The organism is Nocardia sp. CDC159, assembly GCF_023740735.1.
Taxonomy (GTDB): Bacteria; Actinomycetota; Actinomycetes; order Mycobacteriales; family Mycobacteriaceae; genus Nocardia; species Nocardia pulmonis.
Window position 1 is genome coordinate 45,597 of record NZ_JAMRXH010000025.1, and the last position, 20,147, is coordinate 65,743.

The 20,147-nt window shown below is 71.2% G+C and carries 6 protein-coding genes; all 6 read right to left on the reverse strand.

The annotated features are described in order from the left end of the window. Nucleotides 1–2: 2 nt before the first annotated feature. The 6 genes from NDR87_RS34630 to NDR87_RS34655 are packed head-to-tail and all read right to left on the reverse strand — an operon-like array spanning nt 3 to nt 20,146. Complete coding sequence (locus tag NDR87_RS34630) at nt 3–959, reverse strand: hypothetical protein (protein ID WP_251918137.1); 957 nt, start codon at nt 957–959, stop codon at nt 3–5. After that, on the reverse strand, nt 956–2,737 hold the full coding sequence (locus NDR87_RS34635; protein WP_251918138.1) for a fatty acyl-AMP ligase: 1,782 nt from the start codon (nt 2,735–2,737) through the stop codon (nt 956–958). The genes NDR87_RS34630 and NDR87_RS34635 overlap by 4 nt, the downstream gene beginning before the upstream one ends. After that, the gene (locus NDR87_RS34640; protein ID WP_251918139.1) at nt 2,734–8,376 is read right to left on the reverse strand and encodes a non-ribosomal peptide synthetase; all 5,643 of its coding nucleotides are present in this window, start codon (nt 8,374–8,376) and stop codon (nt 2,734–2,736) included. Before NDR87_RS34640 ends, NDR87_RS34635 begins: the two co-directional genes overlap by 4 nt. Continuing rightward, nucleotides 8,369–11,494: a type I polyketide synthase gene (locus NDR87_RS34645; RefSeq protein ID WP_251918140.1), complete on the reverse strand. Its 3,126-nt coding sequence runs from the start codon at nt 11,492–11,494 to the stop codon at nt 8,369–8,371. Before NDR87_RS34645 ends, NDR87_RS34640 begins: the two co-directional genes overlap by 8 nt. Further along, complete coding sequence (locus tag NDR87_RS34650) at nt 11,491–16,863, reverse strand: non-ribosomal peptide synthetase (protein WP_251918141.1); 5,373 nt, start codon at nt 16,861–16,863, stop codon at nt 11,491–11,493. Before NDR87_RS34650 ends, NDR87_RS34645 begins: the two co-directional genes overlap by 4 nt. Then, the gene (locus NDR87_RS34655) at nt 16,847–20,146 is read right to left on the reverse strand and encodes a type I polyketide synthase (protein ID WP_251918142.1); all 3,300 of its coding nucleotides are present in this window, start codon (nt 20,144–20,146) and stop codon (nt 16,847–16,849) included. The genes NDR87_RS34650 and NDR87_RS34655 overlap by 17 nt, the downstream gene beginning before the upstream one ends. Between the last annotated feature and the right edge of the window lies 1 nt (nt 20,147).

Consider the following 20,147-nt stretch of genomic DNA (forward strand, 5'->3'; position numbering starts at 1 on the left):
GATCAATCTCCCTTCGTGCGACGGGCACCGTAGGCCAGGTGCTCGTCCTCGAAATCGGCCAGCTCGGTGAGGGTTTCGGCAATGAGTCCGGTGTTCACGGTGCCGCCGTGCTCGGCGCGCAGGCGCGCGTGCAGCAGCAGCGGGGTCAGGGCCTGCCAGCGCGCGACGGCGCGCTCCCAGTGCGCGCGACCGCCCTCGTCGAGCACCTCGGGGTCGTGTCCCGCCGCCCACAGCAGCGTCTCGCGCTGCCGCATGGTCTGCCACAGGTCCTCGCTCTGCGCGAAATCGGCCGGGGTGCGGGCGAATCGGTAGCGCGCGGCCAGGGCCAGCAGCGCGTCCTTACCCACCAGGCGGCCCTCCGGGGCGGGCGTGACCAGCGGGTCCGGATCGACCTCCAGCCAGCGGTAGGCGCGGTCCAGCGCGATGTCCGCGTGACCGGCCATGGCCTGTTCCCGCAACGCCGAGGCCGGGTGGTTGTCGCCCAGCGACGTTGCCCAGGAACGCAATTCGACCGGATCCGGAATCGCGATGCTGCTGCCGACCTGCGGCCCCAAATCGGTGGCGAACTCCAGCGGATCCTCGATCACCCAGCCGTTGCCGCGGTCGACGATGGCCAGCCAGTGCGTGCCGTGCAACTTGCCGTGGGCGCGCTGCCAGGGCAGATTGAAGTAGTCGGCGAGCAGCACGACCGCGCCGTGGCGCGAGATCTGTTCGGCCAGTGCGGCATAGGCGCAATCCCAGTCGTCGCTGCCCGCGATCCGCAGGCCCAGGGTGGGCAGCGGTGCGGCCGGATGGTGCTCGAAGCGCAGCAGCTCCCCCTCGGCCGGGCTCACCGCCAGATACGGGCCCTCGCTCAGCAGCGGCCGCCACCACCGCTGATCGCCGCGGGCGGTGAGCGCCCCGGCCAGCGCCGCGGTGAAGCAGGTCAGCTTGTCGCCGTGCAGCAGTGGTGTGGTCATCGCGCCCTCAGAACTCGCAGAGACTTGTCGAGATAGGCCTTGCGCGAGGCCGAGCGCTGGATCTTGCCGCTCGAGGTGCGCGGGATGGCCCCGGGGGCGACCAGGGCGACATCGTGCACACCGACCTCGTGAACCTCGAAGATGGCCTGGCGCACCGCGTTTCGCAGCTCGGCGGCGGTCGCCGCGCCCTCGTCGGTGTTCAGGTTGAGCCGCGCCTCTACCAGCACCACGATCTTTTCCTTGTCGTTCTCGTCGATGGAGAAGATCGAGCACCGGCCCGGCAGCACCAGCGGGTGGGCGTGTTCGGCGGTGGCCTCGAGGTCCGGCGGGTAGAAGTTGCGGCCGTCGACGATGATCAGATCCTTCAGGCGGCTGGTCAGATACAGCTCGCCGTCGTGCAGGAAGCCGATGTCGCCGGTGCGCATGTAGTAGCGGCCATCGGGCCGGGCCAACTCGGCACGGAAGGTCTGCTCGGTCTCCTCGGGCCGGTTGAAGTAGCCGCTGGCAATGGCCGGTCCGTCGACCCACACCTCGCCGAGCCGGTGCTCGGGCAGCGGCTCGCGGGTCTGCGGATCCACGATGAGCATCTCGACACCGGGCACCGCCCAGCCGGCGCCGACGATCTCCGCGCCGTCGCCCTCGACCGGCACCGCGACGCCGTTCGCCAACTCGTCGCGGTCCACGGTGATCGTCTGCACGCCGCCGCCGCTGCGCCACGGCGCCGACACGATCAGCGTGGCCTCGGCCAGACCGAATCCGGCGCACAGCGTCTTCTCGCGCAGCCCCTGCGGCGCGAACAGCTCGTTGAACTTTCGCATCGTGCTCACCCGCACCGGTTCGGCGCCGGCCAGGCCGTAGCGCCAGCGGCTCAGATCCAGTCGGTCGCGCTGTTCGGCGTCGATGCGCTGGGTGCACAGCTCGTAGCCCAGATTCGGGGAGGCCGAGAAGGTCTGCTGCGGGGTATCGCTGATGGCCTGCAGCCAGCGTTCGGGACGGCGCAGGAACGCCGACGCCGACAGCTGCACCACGTGATGACCGTGGACGACCGGCATGACCACGCCCACCATCAGACCCATGTCGTGAAACAGCGGCAGCCAGCTCACGAAGGCGATGTCGTCGCCCTCGATATCCAACCCCACCCGCGCGTACACGTCGTAGATCTGATGCGCGTTGGCCAGCAGGCCCCGGTGCGGCACCATCACACCGGCCGGGGTGCGGGTCGAGCCGGAGGTGTACTGCAGCAGCGCGATGTGCTCGGCGTCGATCTGGGGGTATTCCCACTTGTCCGCCAGCGCCTCGTCGATCTCCCCCGTGCTCAATATCAGACGGGTGGTTTCGATCGGCGAGGAGTCCAGCCAGGCGGTGACCCTGGGCATCTCGTCGTCGGTGGTGATCAGGCAGGCCGGATCGGCGTCGGTGCAGACCGCGTCCAGGCGCCCGTTGGCGTTGTGCGTGCTCGGCGGGAACAGCGGCACCGCGACGATGCCCGCGTAGAGGCAGCCGAAGAACGCCTTCACATAGTCCAGTCCGGGCGGCAACAACAGCACCGCCCGCTCGCCCGGCCGCGCCAGCTGCAGCAGGCCGACCGCGAAAGCCCGTGCGTAACGGTCGATCTCGGCGAAGCTGATGGTTTCCTTGACCCCGTGCGGATCCTGCGGATCCGGATAGGTGAGGAAGCTGTAGGCCACCGCGTCGGGCCGGATCTCACTCTGCGTCCGCAGGGCACGGACCATGGTGTCGTAGCGCACGGCCGGGGCGGTCGGAATCGTGGCGGTCATACTTCGACCTCCTGTCGGGACGGCGGGGCCAGGAAACCGATCTTGTGGAAGTAGTCGAGGTAGCGGCCGAACAGTTCGTGCGAGACCGGCGGGCACGCCACGCCGGAGCGGGCGACCTGTTCGTCGACCTCGAATCGCAGCGCCGGGCTCAGGCCCTCGCCGGTGCCGAGCAGGCTCAGCACCCGGTAGGACGCCGACTCCGGTCCGGCCGCGGCGGCATGCGCCTCGACCGCGTCGCGCCAGGCCATCGGGTCGATGAGGCGCACCGGCCAGCCCGCGTCGCGAATCCAGGTGACCGCGTTGGCGAATGCCGCGGGCGCGGGATTGCGCAGGTGGTAGATGTGCGGTCCGGGTTCGGGCGACTGCGCCCGCGCCAGTTCGACCATCGCGCCCGCGGCGAAGTCCGCGGGGGCCAGATCCACCGCGAATTCGACATCGGGTGCGAGCCCGACCTCCTGGCTGGCCTTGACCAGCAGCCAGAAGAAGTCGCTGGTCTGGCAGGCGCCGGTGGTGCTGTCGCCCGCGATGCGGCCGAGCCGGAAGATGTCGACCGGCAGGCCGCGCGCACCGGCCTCGCACACCAGCCGCTCGGCCACCCACTTGGTCTGCAGATAGCCCAGCCGCAGCTGCGACGGATCCCGCGGCGGCGCGGGGATCTCGACCCGGCCGTCGACGCCGTCGCCCGGCCCCAGCACGTACAGCGAGGACACGAAATGCAGTGGCAGACCGGCGGTTCGGGCCAGCTCGATCAGCTCGTCGGTGCCGGTCACATTGGCCGCCTCCAGCACCCGGTAGGGCAGGGCGAAGTTGACCTGCGCACCGTTGTGGTAGATGGCGTCCACACCGCGGCCCAGCAGCAGGAATTCCTTCTCACTCAATCCCAGTCGCGGCGCGGCCAGATCGCCCAGCACCGGGATCACCCGGTCGAAGTCCGCCCGCGGCAGCTCGTAGCTGTCGAAGGTCCGCGCCAGCCGCTCCAGCCCCTCGGCGCGGCTGTCCGCGCGGACCAGGCAGTGGATGCGATAGTCGGTGCGCGCCAAGAGCTCTCGCAGAATGAACGCGCCGACGAAGCCGGTCGCGCCGGTGAGCAGCACCGCGCCGGTGGCGGCGTGCGGCGTGATCTGCCACGGTCCCGCGGGCCAGTTCGCGGTGATCGCGCGGACCTCGGCCTCGTAGTCGATGGCCTCTTCGACCGCGGCGTCACCGGACAGCAGCGCGGCCACGCCCGCCACCGTCGGCCGGGCGAACAGCGAGCCGAGCGGAATGTCCTCGCCGAAGGTCTCCTTCAGCCGCAGCATGAGCTGCGCCGCGAGCAGCGAATGCCCGCCCAGGTCGAAGAAGTTGTCCTCGCGGCCCACCTTCGGGTTGCCCAGCACCTGGCCGAACACCGCGGCGATCCGCTGCTCGAGCACCGTGCGCGGCGGCTCGTAGGCGACCGGGTTGCGGCGCAGCACCGGCGCGGGCAGGGCCTTGCGATCCAGTTTTCCGTTGGTGGTCAACGGGAATCGGTCGAGCACCACCACGCCCGCGGGCACCATGTGCGCGGGCAGCCGCCGCGCCAGATGCGCGCGCACCGCCACGGCCAGATCGTCGTGGGCCTTGACCCGCAACGGATCCGAGAACAGCGCACCGTCGCGCCACTTGTCGGCACGGGCCGGGGCGTCGGCGACCGGGACATCCCAGCGGGTGGCGATCACGTCGAAGCGGCCGTCGCCGCGGCGCAGCGCCTCGACGCGGTACGACACCTGATCCGTCAGTGCGAGATACGCCTCGGGATTGACACCACCGGAGTCGGCGAGGCGGGCGCGCAGCTCCGGGGCGGACGCGCGCCCGCGCGCCAGCTCGGCGACGATGGCCAGCGGACCGGCCACGCGCGCGTCGAGCACGTCGGGCACCACGATCGCCTCGGGCTGTTCGCGCTTTAGCAGGTCGGCCAGCATCGCGGGGGTCGTGGCCGGGTCGAGCACCCGGGCCAGCGCGGGCCGTCGCGGCGTGCCGGCGTACAGCACCGCGTCGTAGCGGAACCGCGACATCTCGTTGAGGTGTTCGCCGCGGCGCAGCCGGATGCGCGAACCGGTGAGCCTCGGGTGCTCGGCCGCCAGTTCGGCGAAATATCGAGGCGCGAGCAGCAATTCGGCGTCCCGGTCGCAGGCGGCGCGGACCGCGCCGGCCAGCTCGGACGCACCGGCGGTGGGCGCGGCCGACATCTCGACCGTCGCGTGGAACGCCTCGAGCAGGCCCAGATCGCGCACGTCGCCGACGAACAGCACGCCGTCGGGGGCGAGCAGGTCGGCCGCGCGCCGCAGCACCCGGGTCAGATAGTCCGCGCTCGGGAAGTACTGCACGACGGAGTTGATGAGAATGACGTCGTAGGGGCCGGCCAGTTCGGCGGGCAGCTCGTCGGCCGCGCCCTGGAACAGCCGGACGTGGCCCAGCTCGGGAGACTGGCCGACGATGTTCTCGCGGACGTGCCCGAGCGCCGTCGCCGACATGTCGGTGCCGTCGTAGACCTCGCAGCCGGGAGCCAGCCGCGACAGCAGAAGACCCGTACCACAACCGATTTCGAGCACCTTGCGGGGCGCGAAGCCGCGTACCGCCGACACCGTGGAGTCCACCCATTCCCGCATGTGCTCCTCGGGAATGGCGGCGTTGGTGTAGGAGTCGTTCCAGCCGGTGATGTTGAAGTCGGCCTCGATGTCGTCGCGGTGCTGGCCGTAGGTGCTGTCGAAGACGACCTCCCAGTCCGACACCTGGTCGGCCTCGGCCGCCTCGGCCTGGGCGTAGACCTCCGCGCGCGGGGTCAGATACGCGACCAGGGCCACCGTGCCTCCGGCGTCCTCGCGGGCCAGCACCACCGACTGCTCGACGCCCGGGTGATCGTCGATGACCGCCTCGATCTCGCCGAGTTCGATGCGGAATCCGCGCACCTTCACCTGGTGGTCGATGCGGCCCAGATACTCCAGATCGCCGTCGGCGCGGCGGCGGGCCAGATCACCGGTGCGATAGAGGCGGCGCTCGCCGAGCAGGGGGTGGCGGATGAAGCGTTCGGCGGTCAGCTCGTCGCGGCCGAGGTAGCCGCGACCGACACCGGCGCCGAGCACGAACATCTCGCCCGACACCCCGTCCGGCACCGGGCGTCCGGCCGGGTCGAGGATGAGCACGCCCAGATCCGGCAGCGGCACGCCGATCAGGCTGCCCGCGGCGGATTCGATATCGGCCCGGCTCAGCGCGCGGTAGGTGACGTGCACCGTCGTCTCGGTGATGCCGTACATGTTGACCAGCTGGGCCTGCTCGCCGTGCCGGTCGTACCAGGGGCGCAGGCTCGGCAGGTCCAGGGCCTCACCGCCGAAGACCACATAGCGCAGCGCCAGCTCGTCGCCGCGCGGGCCGTCCAGGGTCGGGATCAGCTGCAGGAAGGCCGAGGGGGTCTGGTTGAGCACCGTGACCCGCTCGCGCACGAGCAGATCGGCGAATGATTCGGCGCTGCGGCTGATTTCACTCGGGACCACCACGACACGCCCGCCGTGCAGCAGCGCGCCCCACATCTCCCAGACCGCGAAGTCGAAGGAGTAGGAGTGGAACATCGTCCACACGTCGGCCGGGCCGAAGTCGAACCAGCGCGCGGTGGTCGAGAACAGGCGAACCACATTGGCGTGCTCGATGATCACGCCCTTGGGCACGCCGGTCGAACCCGAGGTGTAGATGACGTAGCAGGGGTCGGCCGGGGTGACGGGCTCGAGGTCGCCGGCCGTCGCGATGGCCTCGGCGGGCTCGTCGATCAGCAGCAGATTCGGCGCGGCCGCGCGCAGCGGCTCGGCCAGCGAGGTCTGCGTGATGACCAGGCGCGCACCGGAATCGGTGATCATGAACTCGATGCGCTCGGCCGGATTCATCGGATCCAGCGGTACATACGCCGCGCCGGCCTCGAGCACCGCCAGGATCGCGGTCACGACCTGCGCCGAGCGCTCCAGATGGATGCCGACGAAATCGCCGCGGCCGATGCCCTGGGCGCGCAGTCGGCGGGCCAGTTCGGCCGCGGCCGTGGCCAGTTCGGCGTAGCTCACCGACTCCTCGCCGAAGCTGACCGCCACCGCGTCGGGGGTGCGAGCGACCTGTTGGGCGAACAGCTCGTGCAGGGTGTGCACCGGCGGCGCGGCGTCGGCGTCCACCGGCAGCGCCGCGGCCAGCGCCTTGTCGGCCTCGTCGGCACTGAGGAAGTCCAGCTCGGCCAGCGGGGTGTCCGGGTGGGCGACGGCGGCGGCCAGCAGCGCGACGAAGTGCCGCTGGATGGCGGCGATGGTCGGCTCGTCGTAGAGGTCGAGGTCGTATTCGATCGCGCCGACGAGTTCTTCCCCCACCGGGGTCAGGGTTAGCAGCACATCGAATTTGGTTGTGCCGGAGTGCACCTCGAGGTATTCCGCGCGCACCCCGGCGACCGTCAGCTCCGGCATGGCGGTGTTCTGCAGCACCACCGCGGTGCGGAACAGCGGCGAGTGGCTGAGCTCGCGGTCCGGGCGGACATGCTCGACGACCAGGTCGAACGGGGCCTCCTGATGGTCGAAGGCGTCGAAGATGACGCCCTGTTCGCGCGAGAGCAGTTCGCGGAAGCTGGGATTGCCCGACAGATCGGTGCGCAGCGCCAGCGCGTTGACGAAGAAGCCGATGAGCTGTTCGACCTCGGGGCGCGTGCGGTTGGCGATCGGGGTGCCGACGGTGATGTCCTCGGCGCCGGTGTAGTAGCGCAGCAGTGCCTTGAATCCGGCCATCAGGCCGACGAAAAGCGTTGCGGGACGGTCGTTCCGGCGCACCTCGTTGACCAGGCCGCGCAGCCCGTTCACCACCTCGGCGGGCACGGAGAACGGCAGGCGCGCACCGCGGCTGTCGGGCTTCAGCGCGCGCGGGCGGTCCGGATGGAAGGTCACCAGCGGCGGCTCGTCACCGAGAACACCGCGCCAGTAGTCCAGATCGCGGCCGAAGTCGTCGCGCTCCACGCGATCACGCAGCCACTGCGCGTAATCCGGGTACTGCACGGCCAATTCGGGCAGCGCGGGGGTGCCGCCCTCGACCAGCGCACCGTAGACGCTCATCAGCTCACTGGCGAATACGCCCAGCGACCAGCCGTCGGAGATGATGTGATGCATCGCCACCGCGAAGATCGACTCCTCGGGGCTCAGCCGGACCAGCAACACCTCGAACAGCGAGCCGGACAGGTCGAACAGGGTGCGGCTGAACTGCTCCACGCGGGCGACCGCATCGGCCTCGGGCCGCTGCGGGTCCAGGTCCGCGCGCTCCACCACGGTGAACGGCACCGGTCCGGCCGCGCCGACCACCTGCACCGGAATGCCGTCGCGCAGTTCGATACTCGTGCGCAGCGAGTCGTGCCGGTCGATGATCACCGCGATGGCCCGACGCAGCGCGTCGACGTCGAGTGGGCCATAGAGCCGCAGCGCCAGCGGCATGGTGTAGGTCGGGCGGCCGGGGAACAGCTGCTCCAGGAACCACAGCCGCTGCTGGGCGGCCGACAGCCGCACCGCGCCGGTGTCGGTGCGACGGGGAATGGCCGAGCGGTCGGTGCGACCGGACGCCCAGCGCTCGAGCAGCTTGCGCCGCGAGCCGCGGATATCGGCGAGTTCAGGCATTTTCGGTGCTCTCCTCGGTGGTGCCACGCTCGCCGAGCAGCAACTCGACCTCGCTGTCGGACATGTCGTCGAGCCGGTTGATCAGGTCCTGGGCGATGACATCGGCCATGCCCGCGATGGTGGGCCGGGCGAACAGATCGCCGAGTACCACCTGCACGGGGAAGACGGCCCGCAGGCGGGTCGCCACGTGCACGGCCATCAGGGAGTCGCCGCCCACTTCGAAGAAGTTCGCGTGCGCGGCGATGTCGTCGGCGCCGAGCGCCTCGCGCCAGATCTCGGCCACGCGCTCACGGATGGCCTCGGTGAACACGTCGGCTTCGCCGTCTTCGAGGCCCCCGCCTTCGGCGGGGGACAGGGACGAGGATGCGGGGGACGAAGGCGGGGATGCGCTGCCCGCAGAAGGGTATGCGGTGCCCGCGGACGACAGGGCCGTCACGGAGGCGACGTCGGCCGCGGCCGCGAAGGCGGTTGCCGCCCCGTTGGGGGGTTCGGCCGCCACCACCGGTGTGGTCCGTTGCGGGGCGGCCGGGCGGGTGCGCACGGCCTCCGGCGGGTCGATCCAGTACCGCTGCAGCGCGAAGGGGTAGGTCGGCAGGCTGACCGTGGTGCGCTCGGTGTCGCCGTGCACGGCGGCCAGGTCGCTCTCGACGCCGTGCAGCCACAGCCGTCCCGCCGCCTCGACGATCGCCTGGGCGGCCGGGCGCTCGCCGGTGGCGGTTCCGGCAGTGGCGACGGCGACCACCTCGCGAGAGGTGGTGCGCAGGAACGACATCAGCGATTTGCCGGGGCCGACCTCGAGCGCGATCAGTTCGGGATGGCGGCGGGTGAGCTCCTCGGCGGCCTCGCGGAAGCGCACGGTGCTGGTCATCTGCCGGGCCCAGTAGTCCGGGTCGACGGCCTGTTCGGCGGTGATGGGCGCGCCGGTCAGGTTGGACCAGTACGGCTCGCGCGGGGCCTGACGGCTGACCGTGCCGACCAGTTCGGCGAACCGCGCGGCGGCCTCGTCCATGAGCGGGGTGTGGAAGGCATGCGCCACCGGCAGCGGTGAGTTCGCCACGCCCTCGGCCGACAGCGCCTCGGCGAATCGACCCACGGCCGACTGCGTTCCGGCGACCACGCAGCGGCTGGCGGAATTGTCGGCGGCCAGCCAGACGCCGTCGGGCAGCCGCTCGGCCAGCTCCTTCGCGCCGAGCGAGACCGCCAGCATCGCCCCGGGCGGGGCCGCGGCCATGATCCGGCCGCGCCCCACCACCAGGCGCAGCGCCTCCGGGAGTTCGAAAACCCCGGCCAGAGTGGCGCACACCAACTCGCCGAGACTGTGTCCCAGCAGTTCGCGGGGTGCGACGCCGAATTCGCGCCACATCCCCGCCAGCGCGTATTCGATCGAGAACAATGCCACCTGGGTCTGCTCGGTTCCCTCGCCACCGAGCAGGGCGGCATCCAGATCGAATCCGCTGTCCTCCCGCAGCAACCGCGCGCATTCGCGCAGCCGGTCACCGAATGCCGGTACCGCCCCGGCCAATTCGGCGAACAGCGGCCCCAGCGCGATCCCCTGCCCCGGGAACAGCGCCAGTACCGCCGGATCCGCGAGCGCCTGCCCAGCGCTCGGGCGCCGCAGCGCGGCGGCCGCCTCGGCGGTGGTCCGAGCGACCACCGCGCGGCGGTGCGGGAAGCGTCGCCGACCCGTATCCAGGGTCCGCGCGATCGCGCCCAGATCCTGGTCCGAATCGGTCAGATGAGCCGCCAGCCGCTGTGCGAGCCGGTCGGCATCCTCGGCCGTACGAGCCGAAAGCACCAGTGCCCGAGGGCCTTTCGCGGGTGCGGCGGCGGGCACGGGCGGCTGCTCGACGATCACGTGCGCATTGGTGCCGCCGATACCGAAGGCGCTCACCGCGGCCCGGCGCGGCTGCCCCTCCCACGAGCGCAACTCGGTGTTGACGAAGAATGGACTGGCCGCGAAATCGATTTCCGGGTTGGCCCGCGAAAAGTGCAGGCTGGCCGGAATCCTGCCCTCCCGCACGGTGAGCACGGCCTTGATCAGGCCCGCCACACCCGCGGCCGAGTTCAGGTGGCCCAGATTGGTCTTCACCGAGCCCAGCGCGCAGTACCCGGTGGCGTCGGTGTGCTCGCGGTAGGCCGCTGTCAGCGCCGCCACCTCGATCGGGTCGCCCAGCTTGGTGCCGGTGCCGTGCGCCTCGACATAGCCGATGGTCGCGGCGTCGATCCCCGCCACCGACAGCGCCTCGCGGATCACGGCCCGCTGGCCCGCGATACCCGGCGCGGTGTAGCCGACCTTGCGGCCGCCGTCGTTGTTGACGGCCGAGCCGAGAATCACCGCGTGGATGTGGTCGCCGTCGGCGAGGGCATCGGACAGCCGCTTGAGCACGACGGCCCCCGCGCCCGAACCGAACACGGTGCCCGCGGCATTGGCGTCGAAGGCGCGGCAGTGCCCGTCGGGCGAGAGGATCGAGCCCTCCTCGTAGACGTAGCCCGCCTCATGCGGCACCTGCACACTCGCGCCACCGGCCAGCGCCACATCGCACTGGAAGTCGACCAGCGCCTGTACCGCCTGATGCACGGCCACCAGCGAGGTGGAGCAGGCGGTCTGCACCGACACGCTGGGCCCGGTCAGGTTGAGCTTGTAGGAGATTCGGGTGGCCAGATAGTCCGAGGCGTTGCCGTGCAGGGCGTGCAGCTGCGCGGACGGGCTGTCGAAGGTCGCGGCGTGCCCGATCAGATTGCGCAGCAGATAGGTGCTGATGCCCGCACCGGCGAAGACGCCGACCGGATTCGGATTGTCCACCGGCACGATTCCGGCGTCCTCGAACGCCTCGTAGGCGCACAGCAGGAACAGCCGATGCTGCGGATCGAGAAACTGCGCCTCGCGCGGGCTCATCTCGAAGAACTCCGCGTCGAACCGGTCGTGATCGGCCAGCGTCGATCCCGCGTGCACATAGCCGTGCGGCGGGTCGGCGGGCATGGCCGACGAGCGCAGCGGCCGGATGGACTCGTGGCCGTCGCACAGGTTGCGCCAGTAGTCGGCGACGGTGTCCGCATCGGGGAAGCGGCACGCCATGCCCACCACGGCAATGCGGAAGTCGTTGTCTGCGTCGGTCATTCGTCACTCCCGTTGGTGTCCGGCGAGCCGGGACGGCGATGGGCGCGGCGACGGGCGGCGGCGGCGCGCCGGTCCCGGCCGCGGTCGGTGTCCTCCGGTTCGGTGGTGCGCCCGGCCAGCAGGCGGGCCAGATCCTCCACCGTCGGCGCGGCGAACAGGTCGGTCATGGCCAGCTGCACGCCGAGCCGGCGCTCCAGCAGGCCGCGGGCGCGGGCCAGGGCCAGCGAATGTCCGCCCAGGTCGAAGAAGTTCTGGCCCAGGCCGACCTCGCGCTCGAGCACCTCGCCCCACACCTCGGCGACGGCCTTCTCCAGCTCCGTGCGGGGCGGGGTGAAGACCGGATCGGCCGCGGGTGCGATCCGGGGCAGCCGGTTCTGGTCGAGCTTGCCGGTGAGGCCGCGCGGCAGCGCGTCGAGCACCAGATAGGCCGACGGAATCATGTACTCCGGCAACCTGGTTCGCAGATACGACGACAGCTCGCTGTAGTCCGGGGTCAGCGGTCCGTCCTGGGTCACATAGGCCACCAGGCGCGGCTCGCTGGAGTACCGGTCCAGCACCACCGCGGCCTCGCCGACGGTGTGATGCGACCGCAGCACGGTCTCGGCCTCGCCCGGCTCCACGCGGTGGCCGCGTATCTTGACCTGCCGGTCCTTGCGGCCGACGAATACCAGCTGTCCGTCGGTGAGGCGGCGGGCCAGATCGCCGGTGCGGTAGTACCGCACCCCCTCGGCATCGGTGCCGAACACCGATTCGGTCAGCTCCGGCCGCTGCCAGTAGCCCAGCGCAACATGCGGGCTGCGCAACGTGAGCTCACCGAAAACCTCCGTGGGCCGGCCCTTTTCGTCGACGATATCGACGTCGATGATGTCGACGGCCGCGCCGATCGGCACACCCACCCGGTCCACATCCTCGGGGGTGATGATGTGCTGCAGGGCCACCGAGCATTCGGTCGGGCCGTAGAGGCTGATGAAGGTGGTGTGCGGGCCGAAGTGCTGCCCGAAGTCGGTCACGTCACCCGGAACCACCTGTTCGCCGCCCAGGCCGACGAGCCGGATCTTCGACGGCAGCCACGGCTCGACCGCATCGCTGAGCAGATAGCGGAACAGCGTGGGCGTGCAGTGCAGCACGGTCACGCCCGCGCTCTCGATCTCCGCCCGCAGCGCCGCCGGGGTGAACAGGTGCGGGTCGATGACGTGCAGTTCCGCACCGGCGACCGCCGCGCCGAAGGAGTTCAGGATGCCCGCGTCGAAGGTGTAGCGCGCGGGCGCGGCCACCACGTCGTCCGGACCGATGCGCAACCGGCGGGCGTAGCAGACCGCATGGGCCAGCGCGTTTTCCGAGCTCTGCGCCACGCCCTTGGGGCGGCCGGTGGAGCCGGAGGTGTAGGTGATGTAGGCCGGATCCTCCGGTGCGAGAGCGTGTTCGACATGGTTGACCGGTCCGGGCGACAGATGCGCCTCACCCGGCCGGGCCGAGACCGGCAGGATGCGCGCCTCGCCCGCGATGGCCCGCGCGGTCTCGATCCGGGCCGGATCGCACAGCAGCGCGCTGACCTTCGCCTCCTCCAGGATCTCGATGAGCCGAGCCTGCGGTGCGCGCGGATCCAGGGGCACGTAGGTGACACCCGCGCGCAACGCCGCCCACACGGCGACGAAGCTCTCCGGCGAGTGGTCGTAGAGCAGCGCCACGCGCCCGCCCGGCTCCCCCACCACGCGCAGCAGCTGCCGGGCCGCGTCGTCGGCGAGTGCGTCCAGTTCGGCGTAGGTGGTGGTGCGCTCGTCGTTGCTCAACGCCTTTGCGGCCGCGCGGGTCCGGGCCACATGTGCGAGTCGGTCGGCCAGCGTCTCGCCCGGTTCGGGCTCGGGCACCGTCGGCAGGCCCGGCAGACCCCACACCACCGGCTCGGTCGAGCGGACCGGATCGCCGAGGGTGATCTCGCCGACCGAACGCCGCGGGTCGGCGGCGATGGTGGCCAGCGCACCGGCGAAGTGGCGCAGGAAGCGGCGGGCGGTATCGGCCTCGTACAGATCGGTGCTGTACTCCAGGCTCAACTTGATCTCGCCGCCGGTCTCGTCGACGGTCAGATCCAGATCCAGCTTGGCAGTGCGGCGCGGCGCGTCGACCATGGCCACGTCCACACCCGCCATGTCCAGCGCGGGCGGCGGGGTGTTCAGATAGTTGAACATGACCTGCGCCAACGGATTCCGGCTCAGATCCCGCTGCGGCACCAGCGCGGCGATCACCTTCTCGAACGGGCAGTCCTGGTTGGCGTGCGCCTCGAGGACGATCTTGCCGACGCGGGCCACCAGATCGGTGAACGACTCCTCCGGATCGACCTCGGCACGCAGCGCCAGGGTGTTGAGGAAGCAGCCCACCAGGGGTTCGGTGGCCGAGCGGGTGCGGCCCGCGATCGGCGAGGCGACCGTCAGGTCGTACTGCCGGGTGTAGCGGTGCAGCATGGTGTAGAACGCGGCCAGCAGCACGGCGAAGGTCGTAACACCCTGTGCGGCGGCGATTTTGCGCATCTCGGCCATGACCGCCGGATCGAGGGTGGCGTATTCGACCGCGCCGTTGGAGCTGCGCCGGGGCGGGCGGCGGTAGTCACCGGGGACCTCGGTGTTGAGCGCGCCGGTCAGATTCTGCCGCCAGTACTCCAGCTGGGCGTCCAGGTGGTCGGCGTTGTCGCGCTGCCAGACGGCGTAGTCGGCGTATTGCACGGCCAGCGGCGGCAATTCGGCCGTGACGCCGGACTGCAGCGCCCGGTAGTGCGCCGAGATCTCCTGGCTGAGTACCGCGATCGACCAGCCGTCGCAGACGATGTGGTGCAGCGCGATCATCAGCAGATGCTCGTCGGGACCGGTGACCAGCAGGTGGTAGCGCCACACCGGGCCGGTGGCCAGATCGAACGGCGCGCTGTACACACTGGCCGCGAGCTCGCGCTCGAGCCGGTCGCGCTCGGCGGACGGCAGGCCGGTCAGATCGGAGACCGGCAGGGTGCGCGGGGCGTAGGGGCGGACCTGCTGGCGCAGCTCACCGTCCTCGGTGGTCAGGTAGACCGTGCGCAGCACCTCGTGCCGCTCCTCGACCCGGTTCAGCGCCGACTCGATCGCCGCCACGTCCACCTTGCCGCGCAGGCGCAGCCCGCCGGGCATGATGTAGGTGCTGTTGCCCGGGGCGAAGGTCTCCAGGAACCACAGCCGCTCCTGGGCGTACGACACCGGCAGCAGATCGCCCTCGGCGCGTTCGGCCGGGCGCAGCGCCGCCACCGAATCCCCCTCGGCCAATGCCGATTCCAGCAGCCGCGCGGCCTGCGCGACGGTCGGGCGCTCGAACAGGTCGCGCAGCGAGATCTGCACACCGAACTCGTCGAGCAGCTGCGACAGCAGCCGGGTGGCCGCCAGCGAGGTGCCGCCGAGCAGGAAGAAGTCGTCGTTGCGGCCCACGGCCGCCACGTCCAGCGCCTGCGCCCACAGCTGGGCGAGGCGAATCTCCAGCGGGCCCTCCGGTTCGGTGGAGCCGTCTGCCGCGACCGACGAATCCAGCAGCGTGGCCGGGAATTCCGGCTGCTCCGGAATCGGCCGAGCGGTCCGCTCGGCCAGCCATGCCGCGACGGCCGGATGCAGTTCGGCCGGGGCGGGTTCGGTGGTCCAGGCCAGCAGGCGGCGGCCGAGTTCCCAGCCGGCCTCGTAGCTGTCCGGCGCGGTCGCGGGAACGAGAACCGTTCGACCGGAGAGGTTTTCGGGTAGCACATGCCCCTCGGGGGCGAGCGCGAGAATGCCGACTCCGGCCGCGGCGGCGCCGTCGACCAGCGCACCGGACGCGTCGCCGAATCCGCGCGGCGCGACCAGCAGATCGGTGCGGGCGTCGAGGGCCTCGTCAGCGGTGATCGGCAGCACCCGCGCGGGAATTCCGCCGCGGTACAGCGCCTCCGCCAAACCCGATGCGAGAGCGTCCTTTTCATCGGCGACGGCGATCACCAGGTGATGCCGCGGCAGGCTGCCGACCAGCCGGGCCACCGGCGCGTCCGGCTCGGCGGCGGCCGCCCCGGCGACGGACAGGAAGTCGTGCACCAGGTTTCGCGCCGCGTCCGCGTCGAGCAGCGCGGTGTTGTAGGTCAGCTCGCAGACCAGCTCCGTGCCCGCCTCCGCGATGTGCAGCACGAGATCGTAGAGGGTGGCCCCGGTCTCGATGGTCTGCCAGTCCACCTCGAGATCCCAGCGGCTCAGATCCGGCCGCTGCAACCGCTGCTGGACGAACAGCACCTGGAACACCGGGCTGAAGCGCGGATCCCACGGTCCGCCGACGGCCTCGACGATGCGCTCGAAGGGCACCGTCTCGTCCTCGTAGGCGGCCATCGCGGTGTCGCGGACCAGCCGCAGCAGTTCGGCGAAGGTCTGCCCCGCGGCGATATCCGAGCGCACCGGCACGGTGTTGACGAAATGGCCGATGGTGCGCGCCAATTCGTCCTGCGGGCGCGCGGCCATCGGGATCCCGATGCCGAAGTCGTACTGCCCGGTGTGCGCGGTCAGCGTCAGCTGATAGCAGGCCAGCAGGAAGACGAACGGCGGCACACCGTGCGCCGCGGCGGCATCGCGGATGGTGGCGGCCAGCGCCGACGGCACCGGCTCGTGCAGGCGAGCGCCGTCGTTGCGCACCCGGGGCGGGCGCGCTCGGCCGACCGCCACATCCAGCGGCGGCGCGCCACGCAGCCGGGCCGCGCGCCGCTCGATCGCGGTGGTGCGGGGCGGTTGGCCCGCATTCCACTCGGCGAAGTCGGCGTACTGGCGGGCCGGGGTCACCGGAGCACCGCCGTAGGCCGCCCACAGCTGCTCGACGAGCAGCGTCATCGACAGACCGTCGAGCACCAGGTGGTGGGCGACGATCGCCAGAATCCATTCGTTCTCGGCCAGCCGCAGCAGCGTCCAGCGCACCGGCGGCCCGGTCAGCAGGTCGAAGCGGGCGGTCGCCCGCGAGGCCAGCAGCTGCTGAGCCGCCTCGGCCCGCGCAGCCTCGGGCACCAGCCGCAGATCGTGCAGCTGCCAATCGAGTTCGAGGTCCTCGCGAACCTCGGCGACCAGCTCCGGCGTCGCGGCGAAGACCGTGCGCAGGGCGTGCTGTTCGCGCACCACGGCCGCAGCGGCCTGCCGCAGGGCCTGGGCGTCCAGGCTGCCGCCGATCTTCAGACCGACCGGCACGTGGTAGAGCGCGCCGTTGTCGGCGAGCTGCTCGTGCAGCCAGATGCCGCGCTGGGCGGGCGTGGCGTCGAACGGACCGGTGGCGGTGCGCACCGGAATTCCGGAGTCGCCCAGGCCCGCGGCGCGCTTCTCGCGCAGCCGCGCCAGTGCCAGATTGCTAGCTGGTGAGTTCATGTTCGTTCTCCAACAACGCATTTGCCTGCTCGACCAGCAGTTCCTCCAGCGCGGCCGCAACGCGGGCCACGGTCGGCTCCTCGAACATGACGCGGAGGGGGAACTCGATGTCGAACAGTTCGCGGACCCGGCGAGCGAATCGGGTGGCGAGCAGCGAATGTCCGCCGATGCGGAAGAAGTTCTCGAATACGCCGATGCGCTCGAGACCCAGCAGTTCGGCCCACATCTCGGCGACGAACTGCTCGTATTCGGTTCGCGGGGCGACGAAGTCGGCGTCGTCGGCGAACAGCGCGGTCTGCCGCTCCGCGGGCGCGGGCGTCTCGATGCGCGGCTGCCCGTCGACCACCCGGTAACTGCCGCGCTCGAACGGGTAGAGCGGCAACCGGACCGGCTGCTTGACAGTGGAATCGACGGCATCCCAGTCCAATTCGTGACCGCGCACATGCAGCTCGGCCGCCGAGGACAGCATGACCGTCAGATCGTCGAGCTCACGCGCCAGCGACGGCACCGCGATCCCGTTGCGATCGTGATGGCGCAGCAGGGTTTTCACCATGCCGCCGAGCACCGGATGCGGCCCGAGCTCGACGAAGGTCTGCACGCCCGCGCCGATCATCGCGCCGACCGCGTCGGCGAAGGCCACCGGATGCACCACCTCGTCGAGCCAGTACTGCTTGTCCAGCCGGGAGCCCGGGATCAGATCGCCGGTGACGGTCGAATAGAACGGAATCCGGCCGTCGACCGCGGTGATCTCGCCCAGGTCGTGGTCGAAGTGCTCGAGGCAGTCGGCCATCGCCGGGGTGTGGAAGGCGTGCTCGCCCGGCAGCCGCCGGGTCAGCACCGACTCCTGCTCCAGCGCGGCCAGCAGGCCGGTGAGCGCGTCGGCGTCGCCACCGATCAAAGTCCAACGGGGAGCGTTGATTCCGGCCACGTGCACGCCCGAGCCCGAGATCTTGTCCGCGAGTTCGTCGGCGGGCAGATTGACCACGGCCATGGTGCCGTTGCCTCGCACCTTGGCGGTGGCCTTGGCTCGCGCGGCGATGATCCGGGCGGCGGTCGGGCGATCGATCGCACCGGCGACGCACGCCGCGGCCACCTCGCCCACGCTGTGTCCGGCCACGGCGGCCGGCGTGATGCCCCACGAGCGCCACAGCTCGGCCAGCGCGAGCTGCACGGCGAAGATCACCGGCTGAGCGACGGCGGTGTCGGCGAGTTCGTCGGCGTCCCGGCCACGATCCACGATCTGGAACGGCGACCAGCCCAGCAGCGGGCGCAGCTCGCGATCGACGGCCATCAGGGTGTCGCGGAACACCCGCTGGCGGCGAATCAGGTTGCGGCCCATGCCGATCCACTGATTACCCTGCCCGGCGAACAGGAAACCGACCTGTCCGGCTCCGCTGCGCGGCACCCGCCCGGCGGCCGCACCCAGCGGCAGCGAGCCGCCCGCGACGGCCGCCAGCCGCTGACGCAGTTCCTCGGCGGTGCTCGCCACGACCGCCACCCGGTACGGGTGATGGGTGCTGCGCGCGGTCGAGGTGTGCGACAGCGCGGCCAGATCAGGCTCGGAGTCCTCGCCCAGCCGGGCGGTCCACGCGTCGACCAGCTCCAGGGCGGCCTGCTCGCCGCGACCGGAGAGCGCGAACAGCCGCGGGCGCTGCGCGGGCTGCTCGGGCGCGCCCGCCTTGGGCCGGGCCGCCCGGGGCCCCTCGGTCAGCACCACGTGGGCGTTGGTGCCGCCCATGCCGAACGAGCTGACCCCGGCCAGTGCCGGACCCTCGTGCGCGGGCCATTCGGTGTTCCGCGCGGCCACCGCGAAGGGCAGCTGCTCGAAGTCCAGGTGGCGGTTGGGCGTTTCGAAGTTCAGATTGGCGGGCACCCGTTCGTGGTGCAGGGCCAGGGCCGTCTTGATCAGGCCCATGATTCCGGCGGCGGCCTCGAGGTGGCCGACCACGGTCTTGACCGAGCCGACCAGGGCCTTGTCCGCCGAACGCCCCTCGGCCAGGACCGCGCCCAGCGCGCGGGCCTCCACGGCATCGCCCAGGGCGGTTCCGGTGCCGTGCGCCTCGACGTACTGGACGTCGCCCGGGTTCACCCCGGCCCGCTGATAGGCGCGGCGCAGCACGTCGACCTGGGAGCGGTAGTTGGGCGCGGTCAGGCCGTTGGTGCGGCCGTCCTGATTTACCGCGCTGCCCAGCAGCACGGCGTAGACGCGATCGCCGTCGCGTTCGGCCTGGGCGAGCGGCTTGAGCACGATCGCCGCCGCACCCTCGCCGCGCACATAGCCGTCGGCGCGATCGTCGAAGGTCTTGCAGCGCCCGTCCGGCGCGAGCATGCCCGCGTCGGCCAGCGAATCGGTGATCTGCGGTTCGAGAGTGAGCTGCACGCCGCCGACAATGGCCTGCTCGCAGTCGCCGTCGTGCAGGGCTCGCAGTGCCATATGCACCGCGACCAGCGACGACGAGCATGCGGTGTCCACGCTGACGCTCGGGCCGCGCAGATCGTAGTGATAGGAGAGCCGGTTGGCCGCGATGCTCGAGGCCGTGCCGGTGACCGCGGCGATGGAGCTGCCCTCGGTCGCGCGGCCCAGGTTACGGGCATGCTCGCCGGAGCTGATGCCGACGAAGACGCCGGTGGCGGTCCCGGTCAGCCGCTCGGTGGGCAGGCCGGCATCCGCCAATGCGTCGGCGACCGTCTCGGCCAGCACCCGCTGCTGCGGGTCCATGAACGCGGCCTCCTCAGCGGAGATGCCGAAGTATTTGGCGTCGAAGGCGTACGGATCGGGCACGAAGGAGCCGAACCGGGAGCGGTGGCCGTCGGTCTCGCCGACCGGTCCCCCGCCGCGATGCGCGGGGGCCGGGCCGACGAGCTCCTCGCCGCCCCAGAGGGTGTCCCACAGCTGCTCGGGCCCGCGGCGGTCACCGACCGCACAGCCGATGCCGACGATGGCCACCGGCTCCTGGGCGCCGCGCGGGCGGGGGGCGGGTTCGGCCGCGACCAGGGGCTCGGCCTCCTCGTCGGTCGCCTCGGGCACCGCGCCGGAGGCCAGGCCCTGGGCCATGTCCTTGACGGTCGGGAACTCCCAGGGGAGATCCGGCGGGAGCGAGCGCCCCATCCAGGAGGAGAGGCGGCCGATGAAGATGACCGCCACCGCGGAGGTGAGTCCGAAGTTCGCGAACGGCTCGGTGATCGCGATGTCGTCGGGAGCCATGTCCAGCAGCTCCCCGAGCGTTTGCACCATGAAGGTGCTGATCTCGTCGGCAGTCCGACGAGCTACCTCTGCAGACATT

Bases quoted from the DNA above. Each gene is read 5' to 3' on its own strand.
- NDR87_RS34630 (WP_251918137.1), bottom strand. From the start codon at position 959: ATGACCACACCACTGCTGCACGGCGACAAGCTGACCTGCTTCACCGCG.
- NDR87_RS34635 (WP_251918138.1), bottom strand. From the start codon at position 2,737: ATGACCGCCACGATTCCGACCGCCCCGGCCGTGCGCTACGACACCATG.
- NDR87_RS34640 (WP_251918139.1), bottom strand. From the start codon at position 8,376: ATGCCTGAACTCGCCGATATCCGCGGCTCGCGGCGCAAGCTGCTCGAG.
- NDR87_RS34645 (WP_251918140.1), bottom strand. From the start codon at position 11,494: ATGACCGACGCAGACAACGACTTCCGCATTGCCGTGGTGGGCATGGCG.
- NDR87_RS34650 (WP_251918141.1), bottom strand. From the start codon at position 16,863: ATGAACTCACCAGCTAGCAATCTGGCACTGGCGCGGCTGCGCGAGAAG.
- NDR87_RS34655 (WP_251918142.1), bottom strand. From the start codon at position 20,146: ATGTCTGCAGAGGTAGCTCGTCGGACTGCCGACGAGATCAGCACCTTC.